A 17536-nucleotide genomic window follows, 5' to 3' on the forward strand; every position below is an offset into this window, starting at 1 on the left:
AGGGGACGGCTGCGGGCAGATCGGCGGTCCGGACCCCGAGGTCCGTGCAAAGTTACTGCAAAAATGCTTATCCAGAGCTGACGGGAGGGGTGGCTATGGTAGGGGCTCCACTGGACACCACCAGAGCCGACAGGGGAGGTGCGGCTGCGCTTGTGGATCGTGGAGGCGGCCTCAGACGCCTCTTCTGGTCGGCGGGTGAGCCGAAATCCGTGACCTACACTGCTGACCGCTTCCACACCGCCCACACCGCGACCACCGCGACCTTTGCCGCTGACGCGGGCTCCCAGGCGTGGACCCCTCCCTCGTGGGAGGAGATCGTCAGCACGCACAGCGCGCGGGTCTACCGCCTCGCCTACCGCCTGACGGGCAATCAGCACGACGCCGAGGACCTGACGCAGGAGGTCTTCGTCCGGGTCTTCCGTTCGCTGTCCACCTACACGCCCGGCACCTTCGAGGGCTGGCTGCACCGCATCACCACGAACCTGTTCCTGGACATGGTGCGCCGCAAGCAGCGGATCCGCTTCGACGCCCTCGGCGACGACGCCGCCGAGCGGCTGCCGAGCCGCGAGCCGTCCCCCCAGCAGGTCCTGCACGACACGCACTTCGACGCCGACGTGCAGCAGGCGCTGGACACCCTCGCGCCCGAGTTCCGCGCCGCCGTGGTTCTCTGCGACATCGAGGGCCTGTCCTACGAGGAGATCGCCGCCACGCTCGGCGTGAAGCTCGGCACCGTCCGCAGCCGCATCCACCGCGGCCGCTCGCACCTGCGCAAGGCGCTCAAGCACCGCTCTCCCGAGTTCCGCGCCGAGCAGCGCGCGCTGGCGGGCGTGGCGGTGGGCGCGCCGGGCGCCGGGGGAGAGGGCGGAGCCGAGTGAGCGGAGCGAGTCCCTCCCCCGCCGAACAGCACCTGGGCGACCGGCTCGCCGCCCTGGTGGACGGGGAGTTGAAGCACGACGCGCGCGAGCGGGTGCTGGCGCACCTGGCGACCTGTGCCAAGTGCAAGGCCGAGGCCGACGCGCAGCGCCGGCTGAAGACCCTGTTCGTGGAGAGCGCCCCGCCACCGCTGTCGGCCGGCCTGCTGGCCCGGCTCCAGGGGCTGCCGGGAGCGGGCCCGGACGGGCCCGCCGGGCCAGCCGGTCCGGGCGGCGGACCGGGGGCTCCGCTCGCGCCCCCGGCTCCGGGCGTCGACCCGTTCTCCTCGTTCGGGTACTCCGCTCCGGCCGCCCCGCGCGAGGGCTTCCGCATCCACGAGGTGGGCCGTCCCAGACGCCGCTTCGCCTTCGTGGCGGCGGGAGCCGTGTCGCTGGCCGCGATCGCGCTCGGCGGGTCGCTGCCGCTGGACGGGATCGAGCCGAACGCCCGGGGGGAGGCGCCCGCGACCAGGCCCGGACCGGTGGTGCCGCTGACCGACGCCTTCGTGCGCGACCGGGTCCCGACCCCCGGCGTGACGACCGGCCCGGTCCCGGTGGGACAGCTGCCGACGGCGGCTTCCTCGGCCCCGGCGACGGCCCAGCCGGTTTCCCTCTCCCGCTGACCCGGGCCCCCGAGGGGCCCGGGTACCTGGTTGAATCTGCGGCACACGCGCCGCCCCGCGGTGCGCCAGGCCCGCGGGGAGCGCCCATGTCCGACAGTCAGCAGAACGGTCCGGCTCCGACGTGGTGGAGCCGGCCCGCCGCCATGCCGGAGCCCGGCCCGGACGCGGACGCCGACCGGACCGAGCCCGCCCCCGCCCCGGACCAGGCCCCCGGCTCCGCTCCCGGACCCCGCTACGACCCCTGGGCCGCCGGCCCGCTCCAGGTCGTCGACCAGGGCAAGGCGCCGCGCGGCGCGCCCGCGCTGTGGCGGCTGGCGGTCGTCGGCGCGTTCATCGCCCTCCTCGCGGGCTGCGCCGGCGGCTACCTCGGCATCCTGGCCGAGCGGCGCACCAGTACCCGGCTGGAGCTCCCGCAGGCCGCCGCCGACGCCAAGGACCGGGCCCCCGACAGCGTGGCCGGCATCGCGGCCACCGCACTGCCCGGCGTGGTCACCCTGCACGTCAGCGGGGGCGGCGGCAGCGGCACCGGAACCGGCTTCGTCCTGGACGACCAGGGCCACATCCTGACCAACAACCACGTCGTCGCCGACGCCCGCGACATAACGGTCACCTTCAGCACCGGCGAGAGCGTGCGCGCCGAGCTCGTCGGCCGCGACGGCGGCTACGACCTGGCCGTGGTCAAGGTCGGCGGGGTCCGCGGCCTGCGCCCGCTGGCGCTCGGGAACTCCGAGAACGTCCGCGTCGGCGACCCGGTGGTGGCCATCGGCGCCCCCTTCGACCTCTCCAACACGGTCACCTCGGGCATCATCAGCGCGACCGGCCGCCCCATCACCGCGGGCGGCGGCAAGCGCGACGGCAGCGACATCAGCTACGTCGACGCCCTCCAGACCGACGCCCCCATCAACCCCGGCAACTCCGGCGGACCCCTCCTCGACTCCCGCGCCCACGTGATCGGCATCAACAGCGCCATCCGCGGCGCCGACAAGGGCGAGGACGGCGACGACCCCACCCGCCAGAGCGGCAGCATCGGCCTCGGCTTCGCCATCCCCGTCAACCAGGGCAAGCGGGTCGCCGAGGAACTCATCCGCACCGGCCGCGCCACCCACCCCGTCATCGGCGTCACCCTGGACATGGAGTACAAGGGCGACGGAGCCCGGGTCGACGCCAAGGGCGAGGACGGCAAGCCCTCCGTCGTGGCCGACGGCCCCGGCGCCCGCGCCGGGATCCGCCCGGGAGACGTGATCACCAAGGTGGACGGCGTACGCGTGCACGGCGGCGACGAGCTGATCATCAAGATCAGGGCCCACCGGCCCGGCGACCGCCTCGGCCTGACCGTCCTGCGCGACGGCAGGGAACGCACCCTGGACGTGGTCCTCGGCTCGGCGAGCGGCTCCTGAGCGGCCTGTCCGCGACACGAACACCGGATGACGCCCGGGTGAATCCGCGAACGGTCGCGCACCGGCGTAGGGGAGCGCAAGGAACGCCGGGTACCGTTGACCGGGCCGGAAGTGGAGAGAGCCGAGGAGCGGCAAGGTGTTCAACGACATAGGCGCACTCGAGCTGGTCACGATCGTGGTGCTCGCCATCCTCGTCTTCGGCCCGGACAAGCTGCCGAAGGTGATCCAGGACGTCTCCGGCTTCATCCGGAAGATCCGCGCGTTCTCCGACAACGCCAAGCAGGACATCCGCTCCGAACTGGGCCCCGAGTTCAAGGACTTCGAGTTCGAGGACCTGAACCCGAAGACCTTCATCCGCAAGCAGCTCACCGAGAACGAGGACCTCCAGGAGCTGCGCAGCAGCTTCGACCTCCGCAAGGAGCTCAACGAGGTCACCGACGCGGTGAACGGCCGGGAGGCCGACCTGCCGCAGGCCGCCGCCGCGCCCTCCGCCGCGCCCGCCGCCGGGACCGGTCCGGACCTGCTGAAGAAGCCCGCGGCACCGGCCCAGGAGCCCCGCACCCCCTTCGACGCCGACGCCACCTGATGCGCGGCCTGCCCGTCGATCCGGGACCGGATGGCTATCCTCCATCTGTCCGGACCCAGGCCGCCCGCGGAGGGGAGTCCCCCCAGCCAGGCGAGGGGGAGGGCCGTTCCGGACCCCACGGAACGAGAGGCCGCCCATGGAGACGACGAGCAGCAGCCGGGTAGGCGCGCAGCCTGCCGAGGCGCCCGAAGACGCACCGCCCACGCAGACCGAACCCCCGGAACATACCGGCGGCCAGGCCGCGCCCGGCCAGCCCCCGGAAGCCGCCGCGCCGGTCCCGAAGGCCCGCCGGGGGGCGGCGGGCTACCTGAGCGCGGAATTCCCCTGGTACGGCCTCGACGGGGCCTTCACCGGCCCCCGCTGGCTCATGCAGGTCGGCACCGGCGCCGACGGCAGCGTGGAGCACGGCTCCACCGGCCACGGCGACGAGCCGTCCGCCCGGGGCGAGATCGCCACCGGCGAGAAGGACCGCTTCGCGGTGGTGATCACCGTCGCCGGCAACCCGCAGCGCCGCAGCGGCGACGGCACCGGCGTCCTGGAGGCCACCTCGGTCTCCTCGGCGGCCTGGCTGGCCGGCTCGGGGCTGCTGTCCTACAGCTGGCCGCCGCAGATGGACCACACCCGGCGCGCCGACTGGCTCGACCAGCAGACGGAGGCCGCCTGGGAGCTCGCCGACGACCTCGCGGGGCCGGACTGGTCGACGCTGTCGCTGCCGGTGGACGGGGAGCCGACGCCGTTCCACTACCGCGAGTCGGAGTACGGGTGGGTCCTGGCCGGCTCCACCGGGAGCGGGGTGCACCTGGGGGCGTACGGGCGGGGGATGAGCGCGTACGGCCTGGGCTTCTCGGCCATCGCGGACCTCGCGGCGTACGAGTAGGAACGGGAAAGGGCACCGCCTGGCGGCGGTGCCCTTGACGCTGCGCGGTCCCTGCGGGCCGCCGTTCCGGTGTGCCCACCCGTTCCGCCCCGGCGGAACGAGCGCCCACACCTCCCTAGAACTTGTTCCGCGGCGTGATGCCCAGGCTCATGCCCGAGAGGCCGCGCGCGCGGCCGCCGAGCTTGCCGGCGATGGTGCGCAGGGCCGCGCCCGCCGGGGAGTCCGGGTCGGACAGCACGACCGGCTTGCCGTCGTCGCCGCCCTCGCGCAGCCGGACGTCGATCGGGATCGTGCCGAGCACCGGAACCGTCGCGCCGACCGTCTTGGTCAGGCCGTCGGCGACCTTCTGGCCGCCGCCCGAGCCAAACACGTCCACCATCTCGTCGCAGTGCGGGCACGGCAGGCCCGACATGTTCTCGACGACGCCCACGATCTTCTGGTGCGTCTGCACCGCGATCGAGCCGGCCCGCTCCGCGACCTCGGCCGCCGCCTGCTGCGGGGTGGTCACCACCAGGATCTCGGCGTTCGGGACCAGCTGCGCGACCGAGATCGCGATGTCGCCCGTGCCCGGCGGCAGGTCCAGCAGCAGCACGTCCAGGTCGCCCCAGAACACGTCCGCCAGGAACTGCTGGAGCGCACGGTGCAGCATCGGGCCGCGCCACACCACCGGGGCGTTGCCCGGGGTGAACATGCCGATGGAGATGACCTTCACGCCGTTCGCGGACGGCGGCATGATCATGTTCTCGACCTGGGTGGGCTTGCCGTCCACACCGAGCATCCGCGGCACGCTGTGCCCGTAGATGTCCGCGTCGACCACGCCGACCTTCAGGCCGTCGGCCGCCATCGCCGCGGCCAGGTTGACCGTCACGGAGGACTTGCCCACGCCGCCCTTGCCCGACGCGACCGCGTAGACGCGGGTCAGCGACCCCGGCTTGGCGAACGGCACCTCGCGCTCGGCGGTGCCGCCGCGCAGGGTCGCCGCCAGCTCCTTGCGCTGCTCGTCGCTCATCACGTCCAGGGAGACGGCGACGGAGGTGACGCCCGCGACCTTCTCGACGGCCTCGGTGACGTTCTTGGTGATGGTCTCGCGCATGGGGCAGCCCGAGACCGTGAGGTAGACCGTGACGGCGACGGCGCCGCCCTCGCCGATCTCCACCGATTTGACCATGCCGAGCTCGGTGATCGGCCGGTGGATCTCGGGGTCGTTGACCGTCGCCAGCGCGTCCAGGATCGCGTCCTGCTCCGGCGCGGCGGCGGAGGGTGTCTCGGTAGCCATGCCCCGATGGTACGGCTCGGTAGCAGGCCTCAGGTAAGCCGATCAGCGGTCGCCTTCGTCACTTTCACCCGGGAACAGCCGCCGCTCGTCCATCTCCTTGATCAGGTCCTGGAACTCCGAGCGGATCCAGTCGCGGGTGGCGACCTCGCCCAGGCCCATCCGCAGCGCCGCGATCTCCCGGGTCAGGTACTCGGTGTCCGCGATGGAGCGCTCGTTCTGCTTGCGGTCCTGCTCGTGGGTGACCCGGTCCCGGTCGTCCTGCCGGTTCTGCGCGAGCAGGATCAGCGGGGCCGCGTACGAGGCCTGCAGCGACAGCATCAGCGTCAGGAAGATGAACGGGTACTGGTCGAAGCGCAGGTGGTCCGGGGCGAACACGTTCCACAGCACCCAGACCACGATGACCAGGGTCATCCAGACGATGAACCGGCCCGTGCCGAGGAACCTCGCCACCCGCTCCGACAGCCGCCCGAAGGCCTCCGGGTCGTACTCGGGCAGCAGCTTGCGGCGGTCCGGGCGCGGCTGGTCCAGCCGTACGCGCGACCGCGTCAGCGCGCTCGCCCCCGCGGGCGCGGCGCTCCTCGCCCGTTCGGAGGAACGTTCCGTCCGCTCGTTGCGGAGCCGCTCGGCGGCCTCCTCCAGGCGTTCCGAGAGCCCCTCCCGGGCCTGCTCGCGCCGCTCCCGGCGCCGCTCGCGCGCCGCATCGCCGCGCCCGCGCTCAGTGCCCACGCAGGGCCTCCTCGGAGTGGAAGTCGGTCTCCCGCCAGTCGTCGGGCAGCAGGTGGTCCAGGACGTCGTCCACGGTGACCGCGCCCAGCAGCGAACCGCTCTCGTCGACGACGGGCGCCGCGACCATGTTGTACGCGGCCAGGTAGCTCGTCACCGCCGGCAGCGAGGCGTCCGGGCGCAGCGGCGGCAGGTCCGCGTCCACCAGGGAGCTGACCAGGGTGAACGGGGGGTCCCGCAGCAGCCGCTGGAAGTGCACCGTCCCCAGGTACTTGCCCGTCGGCGTCTCGTCCGGCGGCCGGCAGACGTACACCTGCGCGGCCAGCGCCGGCGACAGGTCCGACTTGCGCACGCGGGCCAGCGCGTCCGCGACGGTGGCGTCCGGGCGCAGCACGATCGGCTCGGTGGTCATCAGACCGCCCGCGGTGTTCTCCTCGTACGACAGCAGACGCCGCACGTCGGCCGCGTCGTCCGGCTGCATCAGCGTCAGCAGCCGCTCCTTCTCCTCCTCCGGCAGCTCGGAGAGCAGGTCGGCCGCGTCGTCGGGGTCCATGGCCTCCAGGACGTCGGCGGCGCGCTCCTCCTTCAGCTTCCCGAGGATCTCCACCTGGTCGTCCTCCGGCAGCTCCTCCAGGACGTCCGCGAGCCGGTCGTCGTCCAGGGCGTTGGCCACCTCGGCGCGCCGCTTGGGCGTCAGGTGGTGCAGGACGTTCGCCAGGTCCGCCGGACGCATCTGCTCGAAGGTCGCCACCAGGCTCTCGGCGCCCTGGCCCTCCTCCTCCAGGGAGAAGCCGGTGACCGCCGACCACTCCACGGTCAGCGTCTCGCCGCGCCGGCGCAGCGCGCCGCCCTTGCCCTTGCGCACGAAGATCCGGTCGATCTCCCAGTCCCGGCGGGCCGGCAGCTGCTGGATGGCCACGTCCAGGACGGTGACCTCCTCGCCGCCGTCCACCAGGCGCACCCGCCGGTCCAGCAGCTCGCCCAGGACCAGCCGCTCGGTGGGGCGCTGCTCGAAGCGCCGCATGTTGACCACACCGGTGGTGATGACCTGGCCCGACTCCACGCCCGTCACCCGCGTCATGGGGAGGAAGATCCGCCGCCTGCTGACGACCTCGACCACCAGGCCCAGCAGCCGGGGCGGGCGGCCGCCGACCCGCAGCATCGCGACGAGGTCGCGGACGCGGCCGACCTGGTCGCCGTTGGGGTCGAAGACGGGCACACCCGACAGATGCGAGACGAAGATCCGCGGGGCGCCTGCAACCATCCGTGCGCCTCCTAGAGCGTCCATCAACAGTCGTGCCGTGCCTCAGGCTAGCCCGTGGCGGGCGAAGGCGTCCTGGTGGGGCCGTCCGGCCGGGGTGCGTCCGGGGGTCCGCCGGGGCCGCGCCACCGGACGGGTACGCTGCCTGCTGCCGCAGACCCCCGACGGAAGGCACACGCCCGTGACCGCCCAGACCCCCGCCGTACGGCTGCGCCGGGCCGCCTTCATCGGTGCCCTCTGCGCGGGCCTCGCCGTCGCCGGCACGGGCTGCGGCGCGGAGAAGAAGGACCCCGACAAGGGCACCAACGGCGTCGGCAAGCTCGCCGCCGACAAGATCGAGGGCCAGGCCAAGGCCGCCGCGACCGCCGCGCACTCGGTCCACCTGGCGGGCACCCTCGTCACCGGCGGCAAGACCTTCACCCTCGACATGCGGCTCAAGGCCGACGGCGGCTCCGGCGAGGTGAAGTCGGCCGAGGACACCTTCCAGCTGCTGCGGGTCGGCGAACAGCTGTACCTGAAGGCCAGCGCCGCCTTCTGGGGCAAGTCGGACTCGGCGGGCAAGCTCGGCGACAAGTACGTGAAGGTGCCCGAGGGCGACCCCTCCTACAAGCAGTTCCGCGGGTTCACCGACATGCACGTCCTGCTGGACGGGCTCCTCGGCCTCCAGGGCAAGCTCAGCAAGGGCGCCTACACCACCGTCGGGCACACCCGCGCGGTCCCCGTCTCGGCGGACGCGGGCAAGGGCGGCAAGCTGTCGGTGTCCCTGGAGGGCACCCCGTACCCGCTGCTGATGGAGCGCGCGGGCGGCGCCGGCCGGGTGGAGCTGTCCGAGTGGGGCAAGCCCTTCCCGCTGGAGGCACCCGCGCAGGACCAGACCGTGGACTACGGCAGCCAGCTGCCGACCACCAAGGACGGCAAGGGCACCGCCCCCGGCGCCTCCCCGGCGCCCTCGAAGTCCACCGGGCAGGGCGGCCAGGGCGGCCAGGGCTCCGGCCCCAAGAGCTGAGCGGCGGCGCCCGCTACCGCTTCGCCCGCTACCGCTTCGCCTTCTTCCGCTTCAGCAGCAGCTTCGGCAGACCCGCCGGGATGGGCCTGCGGGTGACCGCCGGGGAGCCCACCGGCCGCGCCGCCAGCGAACCCGTCGGCAGGCCGTCCGCCACCGCCACCGGCTCCAGGCGCAGCAGCCGGCACTCCCGCGCCCAGCGCTCCGTCATCCGCTCCGAGTCGGGCGCGTTCAGCCGCTTGCCCTTCAGCTCGGCCACGGCCGCCTCCCAGGACTCGCTGCCGGGCACGAGTTCCCGTACGGCCGCGGTCCAGCCCACGAGCCGGCCGCCCTTGTCCTTGCTGCGTACGGTCACCTCCGCCGAGGCGCCGTCCGTGAGCCCGGGGAAGGGCTGCTCGCCGGGGCCGTCGCCGAGCACGTGCGCGGCGCCGTCCACCCAGGCGTGCCACAGGGCCCGGTCGGCACCGGTGCCGCGGACCCAGATCAGGCCGGACTTCTTTGAGGCCTCCTCGACGAGGGCCAGGTCGAGCGCGCTGAGAGTCATGCGCACAGCGTAGGCGGTGCACTCCCGGCCGCTACAGCCAGCCGTTGCGCCGCAGCGTGCGGTGGATGGCGAAACAGCTGCCCACGATGGCGGCCATCACCAGGGGATAGCCGTACTTCCAGTGCAGCTCCGGCATGTGGTCGAAGTTCATCCCGTACACGCCGCAGATCATCGTCGGCACGGCGATGATCGCCGCCCAGGAGGTGATCTTGCGCATGTCCTCGTTCTGCGCGACCGACGCCTGCGCCAGGTTCGCCTGGAGGATGGAGTTCAGCAGCTCGTCGAAGCCGATGACCTGCTCGTGCACCCGCGCCAGGTGGTCGGCCACGTCCCGGAAGTACTTCTGGATGTCCGGGTCCACCAGCCGCATCGGCCGCTCGCTCAGCAGCTCCATCGGCCGCAGCAGCGGCGACACCGCCCGCTTGAACTCCAGCACCTCCCGCTTGAGCTGGTAGATCCGGCCCGCGTCACCACCACGGGCGACCCCCTTCGCGGGGGCGGCGAAGACCGCGCTCTCCACCTCGTCGATGTCGTCCTGCACCGCCGCAGCGACCGCGATGTACCCGTCGACCACGTGGTCGGCGATCGAGTGCAGCACCGCCGACGGGCCCCGCGACAGCAGCTCCGGGTCGTCCTGGAGGCGGTGGCGCAGACTCCGCAGGGAACCCTGGCCGCCGTGCCGGACGGTGATGACGAAGTCGGGGCCCGTGAAGCACATCACCTCGCCCGTCTCCACCACCTCGCTGGTCGCCGTCAGTTCGGCGTGGTCCACGTAGTGGATCGTCTTGAAGACCGTGAAGAGGGTCTCGTCGTACCGCTCCAGCTTCGGCCGCTGGTGCGCGTGCACCGCGTCCTCCACGGCCAGCGGGTGCAGCCCGAACGTCGCGGCGATCCCGGCGAACTCGTCGTGGGTGGGCTCGTGCAGCCCGATCCAGGCGAAGCCCCCGTCCTCGCGCACCCGGCGCAGGGCCTCACGCGGCGTCAGGCAGTCCCCCTGCGCGCGCCGCCCGTCGCGGTACACGGCGCAGTCGACCACCGCACTACTGGCGGAGGGGTCGCGGGTGGTGTCGTAGCCGGGCTGTACGGGGGTGGACTTGCGCAGTGCCGGACGGACGGCGGCACGGAGGTAGGGCAGCATCGACATGGCAGGCTCCTTCTCGCGCACGGCTGCGGACCGCACGGGTGGGAGGCCCCCTGTGGCGGCCGGGGGCGGACAGCCCGGGGCCCACGGAGGGAAACAGGACGGGAGGACAAAGTTCTGCCGTCGCTCTTCTGCTGATCAGAAGATCAAAGAGGGCTGGAGAAGCCCTGGAAGGACGCCGAAGAGCGGCTGGTACTGCACGATCGACTTCGGTCCATCGCAGCCCCACCTCCTCCGGCCGGTCCCCCGTGGGGGACGTCCTGTCGCCGGAGCCCTGAAACAACTCTTCTGAGTGCGGCCCCGACCAGCTGTCAACACTATCAGCCGACGGATGGTCAAGACCCGCCCTTTACCCGGTGGATACGAGTTCTATGCTCGCTCCATGGCAGAAATTCTGGCCCTCGTCGAAGCCCGGCTGCGCAGCACGCTCGGCGAACCCGACGCCCGCGCCTCCGTCACCTTCCTCGGCACCGACCGCATCGAGGTCCTCCGCTTCACCGACGGCGACCTCGTCCGTTACGCGACCCTCGGCATGTCCGCCCACCCCATGACCGACCCCACCGCCGTCGTCGCCGACCCGGTGCGCGGCCCGCGCGCCGAACTGGTCCTCACCGTACGGGCCGGCCTCGCACCCACCGACAAGCTGCTGCGGCCACTGGCCGTACTCGCGGCCTCCCCGATGGTCGAAGGGCTCGTCGTCGCCCCCGGCGCCTCACTGGACGTCGGCGAACCGCTGTGGGACGGCGCCCCGTTCACCTCCGTACTCGTCGCCGAACCCGGCGGACTCGTCGAGGACCTCGACCTCGACGAGCCCATGGACCCCGTCCGCTTCCTCCCCCTGCTCCCCATGACGGCGAACGAGGCCGCCTGGAAGCGGGTCCACGGAGCCGCCGCGCTCCAGGAGCGCTGGCTCGCGCGCGGCACCGATCTGCGGGACCCTCTGCGTACGGCCGTCGCACTGGACTGAGCCCGGACGGGTGATCGCGTCTTGACGACGCCCCGGGCGGGGAGGAGCGTGCTTCTTATGAGGGGCGAACCGAGTTGCCCGAAGTGCGGTGGCCGGGTCCGCGCGCCCGGCCTCTTCTCCGACTCCTGGCAGTGCGCGGTGCACGGCGCCGTCCACCCGCTACAGCCTGTGATCCCGCCCAGCGTCGAAGGGCTGGAGGTCGTCGTCAACCGGGCGAACGTGCCCGTGTGGATGCCGTGGCCGCTCCCGGTCGGCTGGCTGTTCACCGGCGTGGCGAGCGCCGGTGACGACCGCAGCGGCGGCCGCGCCACCGCCGTGGCCTGCACCGGCCCGGGGCCGCTCGGCGGCCTGGGGGAGCTGCTGCTCATCGCCGAGGAGCTCGGCGTCGGCCTCGGCTCCCGCTTCGCCGGCATCGACGCCCCCGACCCGGGCCCCTACATCAACGTCTCGGCCCCGCCGCACGCCAAGGTCGTCGCGGCGGGCCGCCCCACCCCCCTGTGGCACGTCAAGGGCGCCCCGGACGACCGCGCCGTCTTCGCGGGAGAGGCCCGCGGCCTGTGGCTGTGGGCCATCGTCTGGCCCGAACAGACGGGCCTCCTCATGTACGACGAACTCGTCCTCACCGACCTCCGCGACGCGGGCTCGGAGGTAGAACTCCTCCCGTGCGGCGCCCTGAGCCCACGCATCCTGGGGTAGGGGGGGGCGGGCGTACGGGGCTTGCGGCTCGGGCCCGCCATCTCCCCCTCGACCCCGTGGGGTCGGGCGGGGGTTGCCCACCCGCCCCCTCGTCTGCGGGCCGGCGGTGCGGGGGCGGTGTCCCCCCGGACGGTCTCAGGGAGGGTTGGGGGCTTCCCGTCAGTCCCATCGTCCTTCCGTGTCGTGCCGGCCTGTCAAGGGCGCTCCTTCGTCGCGTCGCTTCGCGATGGCCTTCGGCCACCCTTGACAGACCGACCCGCCCCGGAAAGCCGAAAGACTGACGGGAAACCCCCATAGAAACGGGACGGTCCAGAGGAGGAGGACAGCCGTCTCAGGGATGAGACGAGGGGCCGGCAGCCGGCCCGCCGGGCATTCGGGCCCCTACGTCTGCGATTCCGGGCCAGGAGCGCGACTACCCGCACGAGAGGCCGATTTGGGCGACCTGGGAAGCCCTCAGGCGCAGCAGATCGCTACGCGCTCCTCACGTCTCAGCGTCCGGCGACCGTCCCGGGCCGATGCCCGCACCAGAGGACGACCAGATCGACTTGGGAGTCCGCCGGGCGCGCCAGATCGCTACGCGCTTCTCTGGTCTCGGCGTCCGGCGGCCGTCTTGGGCTGGTCCGGGGCGGGTTCGACGTTGGGCGCGGCGGTGGTGAACTCGCGGCCGCAGGCGCCTCGGATATAGGCGAGCTCCATCCAGCGCTCGATTCCGGTGTCGGAGACGTTCTCGTTGATCACGGCCATCAGCACGCCTTCGACGCCTGAGGCGATGTCACGAACGCGTTGGTGGAGGAGACGGTGTGGCACGTACTCGTAGCACTCACTCATCGGAAGCCCCCTCGAAAGTGCTGAGGAATCGCTCCCAGCCGGCGTGGGCACGATCGAGGAGCTCTTCGCTGAGGCTGGACGCGGCCCCACAGGCGCAGCGATGCGCGACAGCGTCAGAGCCCTCCGTGCTGACGGACAGCAGGCACATTGCAGGTACACCTCTCGACAGGTGATGTCTCTAGAGATGTCGCAACTGAAGCCCATCCAACCCATCTCGTCAATAGATCTCTAGAGATGTTCGCTCGCAAGGCTGATAAGTGCGGCGCCTTCCCGCTGGGCCTAGGGTGTCTAGAGAAGAGAAGGAGTGATCGTTCGATGACCAGCCAGGGCAGCACTCGCCAGCCGAAGTATCAGCGGATTGCCGACGAGCTGCGGGCGGCGATTCGTTCCGGCGAGTACGGACCGGGCGACCGTCTGCCTGGCGAGAACGACCTGATGGCCACCTACGACGTCGCGCGGATGACCGCACGTCAGGCTCTCAGCGTGCTCCAGAACGAAGGTCTCACGGAAGCGCGGAAAGGTGCCGGCGTCTTCGTCCGGGCCTTCAGGCCCCTGCGGAGGCACGGCATCCAGCGGCTCGCGCAGGAACAGTGGGGGTCGGGACGTTCCATCTGGTCGACGGACAGCGAAGACCGAGACCTGGTGGTCGACCAGGTCGAGGTGCACGAAGAGCGGGCGAGCGAGGAGATCGTCGTTGCACTCGACGTTCCGGATGGGTCTCCGGTCTGGGTGCGCAGCCGACGGTTCGTGCTGGACGGCAAGCCCGTGCTCTTCGCGACCTCGTATCTGCCGTCAGACGTCGTGGCCGACTCTGCGATCACCCAAACCGACACCGGGCCCGGTGGGACATACGCGAGGCTGGCGGAGCTGGGCCACAAGCCCGTTCACTTCCGTGAGGAGGTTCGGTGCCGCATGCCCTCCGCCGGAGAGGCCGAACGTCTCGCCCTCTCCATGGGGACACCTGTCATCCAGATCGTGCGCACCGCGTTCGCCGAGGACGGCCGTGCAGTCGAGGTCAATGAAATGACCCTGGATTCCGCTTCCTACGTCCTGGAATACGCCTTCGACGCGTAGTGCTTGCCGGCCATCGCGTCGAGGAAGGTGCGCGTGAGCTTGCCCCATGCGGCCGTTGGTCGCCGAGACCAGAGGAGCGCGTAGCGATCTGCCGCGCCCGTCGGCTGCCTGGGCTTCCCTGTTCGACCTCTCGTGCGGGTATCAGCCCAAGGCGGTCGTCCGACGCTGAGATCCGAGAAGCGGGTAGCGATCTGTCGCGCCTGCCGGACTCCCAAGTCGATCTGGTCGTCCTCTGGTGCGGGTATCAGCCCAGGACGGCCGTCGGCCGCCGAGATCAGAGAAGCGCGTAGCGATCTGTCGCGCCTGGGGGCTCCGTAGGTCGATTTGGTCGGCCTTTCGTGCGGGTGGTCGCGCCCCTGGCCCGGAATGGCGACTCTTGCGGGCTCGGATGCCCGGCGGGCCGGCGCCGGGCCCCTCGCCTCATCGCTGAGGGAGCCGCTCCTCCAAGGATCATCCGTCTCGTTTCTTTGGGGGTTTCCCGGCAGTCTTTCGGCTTTCCGGTTCGGGCCGGTCGGTCAAGGGTCGCCGAAGGCGATCACGAAGTGACGCGACGAAGGAGCGCCCTTGAGGGACCGGCCCGAACCGGAAGGACGATGGGACTGACGGGAAGCCCCCAACCCGCCCCGAGACCGCCCCGGGAGACACCGCCCACCGCCCCCGCCCGACCCCACGGGGTCGAGGGGGGACGTAGCGGGCCCGCGCCGCGAGACGTGTGCCCCCGCCCGGCGGGGCCGGTTCCGCTTCGTGTGGGCGGTACCCTGGGGTGTCCCCCGTCCGCGTGAACCCTGGAGTCCGGCTGTGCGCATCGACCTGCACGCCCACTCCACCGCTTCGGACGGCACCGACACCCCCGCCGAGCTGGTGCGCAATGCCGCCGCGGCCGGGCTGGACGTGGTCGCGCTGACCGACCACGACACCGTCGGGGGGTACGCCGAGGCGATCGCCGCGCTGCCCGCCGGGCTGACGCTGGTCACCGGTGCCGAGCTGTCCTGCCGCCTCGACGGCGTCGGGATGCACATGCTGGCGTACCTGTTCGATCCCGAGGAGCCCGAGCTCGCCCGTGAGCGGGAGCTCGTGCGCGACGACCGGACGCCTCGGGCCCAGGCCATGGTGGGCAAGCTCCAGGGGCTCGGTGTCGACGTCACCTGGGAGCAGGTGGCCCGGATCGCGGGGAACGGCTCGGTCGGCCGCCCGCACATCGCGACCGCGATGGTCGAGCTGGGGGTCGTCCCCACCGTGTCCGACGCGTTCACCGCGGACTGGCTCGCCGACGGCGGCCGCGCGTACGCCGAGAAGCACGAGCTCGACCCCTTCGACGCCATCCGCCTGGTCAAGGCGGCCGGCGGGGTCACCGTGTTCGCGCACCCCGCCGCCGTCAAGCGCGGCGAGTGCGTGCCCGAGTCCGCGATAGCCGCGCTCGCGGCCGCCGGCCTCGACGGCATCGAGGTGGACCACATGGACCACGACACCGCCACCCGCGCCCGTCTGCGCGGACTGGCCGGGGACCTCGGTCTGCTGACGACCGGCTCCAGCGACTACCACGGCAGCCGCAAGACCTGTCGTCTCGGGGAGTACACGACCGACCCCGAGATCTACGGCGAGATCACGCGCCGCGCCGCGGGGGCCTTCCCCGTGCCCGGCGCCGGTGGAGACGCCCGCGCGTAAGCGCCGCGCCCACACGTCCCCCTCCCGCTTTTTGGTAACACCCCTCACTGCAAGGCATCACTGTGTTTGATTTCGCCGTCTTCGGATCCCTTTTTCTCACGCTTTTTGTGATTATGGACCCCCCGGGGATCACGCCGATCTTCCTCGCCCTGACCTCGGGCCGTCCCGCGAAGGTCCAGCGCCGCATGGCCTGGCAGGCCGTCTGCGTGGCCTTCGGCGTCATCGCCGTCTTCGGTCTCTGCGGCCAGCAGATCCTGGACTACCTGCACGTCTCCGTCCCGGCGCTGATGATCGCCGGTGGTCTGCTGCTCCTGCTGATCGCGCTCGACCTGCTGACGGGCAAGACCGACGAGCCCAAGCAGACCAAGGACGTCAACGTCGCGCTCGTCCCGCTGGGCATGCCGCTGCTGGCCGGGCCGGGTGCGATCGTGTCCGTCATCCTGGCCGTGCAGAAGGCCGACGGGTTCGGCGGCCAGCTGTCCGTCTGGACGGCGATCGCCGCCATGCACGTCGTGCTGTGGCTGACGATGCGCTACTCGCTCGTGATCATCCGGGTCATCAAGGACGGCGGCGTCGTCCTGGTCACCCGCCTCGCCGGCATGATGCTCTCCGCCATCGCGGTCCAGCAGATCATCAACGGGGTGCTCCAGGTCGTCCGCGGCTCCTGACCCGGCGCGCCCTCACCCGGAACGTACGAACGCCCCCGCACCGGATCGGTGCGGGGGCGTTCGCGCGTGAAATCGTCAGGAGGACGCACTCTCGGCCGGTCGGATCAGGATGCGCTGGCCGATGGCGGCCGCCTGCTGCACGATCCGGTTGACGGAGGCCGCGTCCACGACGGTGCTGTCCACGGCGGTCCCGTCGACGTCGTCCAGGCGCAGAATCTCGAAGCGCACTGCTTCTCCCTTCGTCGGTGTTCTCCTTGCACAGGGGTCAACAGGGGATGCACGAGAAACATTCCCTACGCTAAGGAAATTTTTTCCTTAGCTAACTACCGACCGCTAAAGGGCTGCCAGAAGTCCACTAGTGCACCTGCCGTGACCTGCGGGTTCTCCGCGTTGGGGGAGTGCTCGGCGCCCTCCACCACCACCCGGGAAGCGTCCAGCCGGACGGCCATCTCGTCCATCAGCGGAACCGGCCAGGCGTAGTCGACCACCCCGGACAGGACCAGCTTGGGCAGCGGCAACGCCGCCAGCTCCGCGACCCGGTCGGGCTCCGAGACCAGCACCCGGCCGGTGGTGATCAGCTGCTCCGGAACGGTGCGCAGCCAGCGCTCGTGCAGGAACGCCGCCAGCTCGGGGGAGTCCGGCTCGGCGTCCGCCGGGTCCTGGGCCCGCATCGCGGCCCACACGGTCTCCATGCAGGTGGCGGGCTCGGTGTCGCGCAGCTCCTCCAGGGCCATGACCAGCAGCTTCGTACGGGCCTGCTGGTCCTCCGCGATGGCGGCGGGCCCGCTGCTCATCAGGGTGAGGGAGGCGAAGGGGGAGGGGTCGCGCAGCACTGCGGCGCGCGAGATCAGGCCGCCGAGGGAGTGGCCGACCAGGTGGAGCGGGCCCGGGGCGTCCAGGGCCGCGGCCTGGGCCAGGACGTCGAGGGCGAGCTCCTGGAGTTCGTACGCGGTCTCCTCGCCCGGTCCCGGGGTCTCGTACTGGCCGCGCCCGTCGACGGCGACCACCCGGTAGCCGGCGGCGGCGAGCGGCTCCAGGAGGGCGATGAAGTCCTCCTTGCTGCCGGTGAACCCGGGGACCAGGAGGGCCGTTCCGCGTACGGGCTCACCCGCCTCGTGCACGGCGAACGCGCCCCGGGTGGTGGTCAGGCGGTACGCGCGGGCGACGGGCGGCAGGGTGAGGCGCGGCGGCTTGCTCATGGCCCGAGGTTACCGGTCCGTAGCACCGCCGAGGGGTAGGGGAACGGCCCCGGCCCCCTCGAAAGGGGACCGGGGCCGTCCTGCGGGCGTGAGCCCG

General features: G+C 72.0%; 17 protein-coding genes and 2 pseudogenes. 11 read left to right on the top strand and 8 right to left on the bottom strand.

Features of this window, described 5'->3' with window-relative positions:
- Window positions 1-95 precede the first annotated feature (95 nt).
- From sigE to SSNG_RS23300, 5 genes and pseudogenes are all read left to right on the top strand, one after another.
- Window positions 96-875 carry an RNA polymerase sigma factor SigE gene (gene sigE, locus SSNG_RS23280; RefSeq protein WP_128637108.1) on the top strand — a complete coding sequence of 260 codons (780 nt, stop codon included), beginning with the start codon at window positions 96-98 and terminating at the stop codon, window positions 873-875.
- Window positions 872-1366, top strand: a pseudogene (locus tag SSNG_RS44920) (zf-HC2 domain-containing protein); the annotation flags it as partial. The gene sigE and the pseudogene SSNG_RS44920, both read left to right, overlap by 4 nt.
- A 485-nt stretch (window positions 1367-1851) precedes the next feature.
- Window positions 1852-2931 (top strand): annotated as a pseudogene (locus tag SSNG_RS23290) (trypsin-like peptidase domain-containing protein); the annotation flags it as partial.
- Between the two features lie 136 nt (window positions 2932-3067).
- Window positions 3068-3517 carry a sec-independent translocase gene (locus tag SSNG_RS23295; RefSeq protein ID WP_007266353.1) on the top strand — a complete coding sequence of 150 codons (450 nt, stop codon included), beginning with the start codon at window positions 3068-3070 and terminating at the stop codon, window positions 3515-3517.
- Window positions 3518-3653: 136 nt separating this feature from the next.
- Window positions 3654-4394, top strand: a complete 741-nt coding sequence (locus SSNG_RS23300; RefSeq protein ID WP_007266354.1) for a hypothetical protein — start codon at window positions 3654-3656, stop codon at window positions 4392-4394.
- 115 nt (window positions 4395-4509) lie between these two features.
- Here the strand turns inward: SSNG_RS23300 and SSNG_RS23305 are convergent, their stop codons facing one another.
- The 3 genes from SSNG_RS23305 to SSNG_RS23315 all read right to left on the bottom strand — a co-directional run bounded on the left by SSNG_RS23305 (window position 4510) and on the right by SSNG_RS23315 (window position 7657).
- A complete protein-coding gene (locus tag SSNG_RS23305) occupies window positions 4510-5670 on the bottom strand; it encodes an Mrp/NBP35 family ATP-binding protein (protein WP_007266355.1) in 1161 nt (386 codons plus the stop codon).
- 42 nt (window positions 5671-5712) lie between these two features.
- Window positions 5713-6309 (bottom strand): DUF1003 domain-containing protein, encoded by a 597-nt coding sequence (locus SSNG_RS23310; RefSeq protein WP_050779906.1) that lies wholly within the window; start codon window positions 6307-6309, stop codon window positions 5713-5715.
- Window positions 6310-6385: 76 nt separating this feature from the next.
- On the bottom strand, window positions 6386-7657 hold the full coding sequence (locus SSNG_RS23315; protein ID WP_042801711.1) for a CBS domain-containing protein: 1272 nt from the start codon (window positions 7655-7657) through the stop codon (window positions 6386-6388).
- A 178-nt stretch (window positions 7658-7835) separates the two neighbouring features.
- Between SSNG_RS23315 and SSNG_RS23320 the strand changes: the two genes are divergently transcribed.
- A complete protein-coding gene (locus SSNG_RS23320; protein ID WP_050779712.1) occupies window positions 7836-8660 on the top strand; it encodes a hypothetical protein in 825 nt (274 codons plus the stop codon).
- A gap of 28 nt (window positions 8661-8688) precedes the next feature.
- Here the strand turns inward: SSNG_RS23320 and SSNG_RS23325 are convergent, their stop codons facing one another.
- A complete protein-coding gene (locus tag SSNG_RS23325; protein ID WP_007266359.1) occupies window positions 8689-9201 on the bottom strand; it encodes a hypothetical protein in 513 nt (170 codons plus the stop codon).
- Between the two features lie 31 nt (window positions 9202-9232).
- A complete protein-coding gene (locus tag SSNG_RS23330; RefSeq protein WP_007266360.1) occupies window positions 9233-10345 on the bottom strand; it encodes a magnesium and cobalt transport protein CorA in 1113 nt (370 codons plus the stop codon).
- Between the two features lie 379 nt (window positions 10346-10724).
- Here SSNG_RS23330 and SSNG_RS23335 point away from each other — a divergent pair, with 379 nt between their 5' ends.
- Window positions 10725-11309: a suppressor of fused domain protein gene (locus tag SSNG_RS23335; RefSeq protein ID WP_007266361.1), complete on the top strand. Its 585-nt coding sequence runs from the start codon at window positions 10725-10727 to the stop codon at window positions 11307-11309.
- Window positions 11310-11366: 57 nt separating this feature from the next.
- On the top strand, window positions 11367-12005 hold the full coding sequence (locus tag SSNG_RS23340; protein ID WP_042801712.1) for a DUF6758 family protein: 639 nt from the start codon (window positions 11367-11369) through the stop codon (window positions 12003-12005).
- A gap of 573 nt (window positions 12006-12578) precedes the next feature.
- Here the strand turns inward: SSNG_RS23340 and SSNG_RS40155 are convergent.
- Window positions 12579-12833: a hypothetical protein gene (locus SSNG_RS40155; protein ID WP_007266363.1), complete on the bottom strand. Its 255-nt coding sequence runs from the start codon at window positions 12831-12833 to the stop codon at window positions 12579-12581.
- A gap of 315 nt (window positions 12834-13148) precedes the next feature.
- On the opposite strand from SSNG_RS40155, the gene SSNG_RS23345 reads away from it, so the two are divergent.
- The 3 genes from SSNG_RS23345 (at window position 13149) to SSNG_RS23355 (ending at window position 16240) form a co-directional block, all read left to right on the top strand.
- Entirely contained in the window at window positions 13149-13907 is a 759-nt protein-coding gene (locus SSNG_RS23345; RefSeq protein WP_007266364.1) for a GntR family transcriptional regulator, read from the top strand.
- A 798-nt stretch (window positions 13908-14705) separates the two neighbouring features.
- On the top strand, window positions 14706-15572 hold the full coding sequence (locus tag SSNG_RS23350) for a PHP domain-containing protein (RefSeq protein ID WP_007266365.1): 867 nt from the start codon (window positions 14706-14708) through the stop codon (window positions 15570-15572).
- Window positions 15573-15634: 62 nt separating this feature from the next.
- The gene (locus tag SSNG_RS23355) at window positions 15635-16240 is read left to right on the top strand and encodes a MarC family protein (protein ID WP_007266366.1); all 606 of its coding nucleotides are present in this window, start codon (window positions 15635-15637) and stop codon (window positions 16238-16240) included.
- Window positions 16241-16315: 75 nt separating this feature from the next.
- Here the strand turns inward: SSNG_RS23355 and SSNG_RS42285 are convergent, their stop codons facing one another.
- Both SSNG_RS42285 and SSNG_RS23360 read right to left on the bottom strand, forming a co-directional pair.
- Window positions 16316-16468: a hypothetical protein gene (locus SSNG_RS42285; RefSeq protein WP_007266367.1), complete on the bottom strand. Its 153-nt coding sequence runs from the start codon at window positions 16466-16468 to the stop codon at window positions 16316-16318.
- 95 nt (window positions 16469-16563) lie between these two features.
- Window positions 16564-17439, bottom strand: a complete 876-nt coding sequence (locus tag SSNG_RS23360; RefSeq protein WP_007266368.1) for an alpha/beta fold hydrolase — start codon at window positions 17437-17439, stop codon at window positions 16564-16566.
- Window positions 17440-17536 lie beyond the last annotated feature (97 nt).

Source organism: Streptomyces sp. C (assembly GCF_000158895.1).
GTDB classification, from domain to species: Bacteria; Actinomycetota; Actinomycetes; order Streptomycetales; family Streptomycetaceae; genus Streptomyces; species Streptomyces racemochromogenes.

Excerpts from the sequence above, each read along its gene's own strand:
- sigE (WP_128637108.1), top strand. The coding sequence starts at position 96 with ATGGTAGGGGCTCCACTGGACACCACCAGAGCCGACAGGGGAGGTGCG.
- SSNG_RS23300 (WP_007266354.1), top strand. The coding sequence starts at position 3,654 with ATGGAGACGACGAGCAGCAGCCGGGTAGGCGCGCAGCCTGCCGAGGCG.
- SSNG_RS23305 (WP_007266355.1), bottom strand. The coding sequence starts at position 5,670 with ATGGCTACCGAGACACCCTCCGCCGCCGCGCCGGAGCAGGACGCGATC.
- SSNG_RS23315 (WP_042801711.1), bottom strand. The coding sequence starts at position 7,657 with ATGGTTGCAGGCGCCCCGCGGATCTTCGTCTCGCATCTGTCGGGTGTG.
- SSNG_RS23325 (WP_007266359.1), bottom strand. The coding sequence starts at position 9,201 with ATGACTCTCAGCGCGCTCGACCTGGCCCTCGTCGAGGAGGCCTCAAAG.
- SSNG_RS23330 (WP_007266360.1), bottom strand. The coding sequence starts at position 10,345 with ATGTCGATGCTGCCCTACCTCCGTGCCGCCGTCCGTCCGGCACTGCGC.
- SSNG_RS23335 (WP_007266361.1), top strand. The coding sequence starts at position 10,725 with ATGGCAGAAATTCTGGCCCTCGTCGAAGCCCGGCTGCGCAGCACGCTC.
- SSNG_RS23340 (WP_042801712.1), top strand. The coding sequence starts at position 11,367 with ATGAGGGGCGAACCGAGTTGCCCGAAGTGCGGTGGCCGGGTCCGCGCG.
- SSNG_RS40155 (WP_007266363.1), bottom strand. The coding sequence starts at position 12,833 with ATGAGTGAGTGCTACGAGTACGTGCCACACCGTCTCCTCCACCAACGC.
- SSNG_RS23345 (WP_007266364.1), top strand. The coding sequence starts at position 13,149 with ATGACCAGCCAGGGCAGCACTCGCCAGCCGAAGTATCAGCGGATTGCC.
- SSNG_RS23360 (WP_007266368.1), bottom strand. The coding sequence starts at position 17,439 with ATGAGCAAGCCGCCGCGCCTCACCCTGCCGCCCGTCGCCCGCGCGTAC.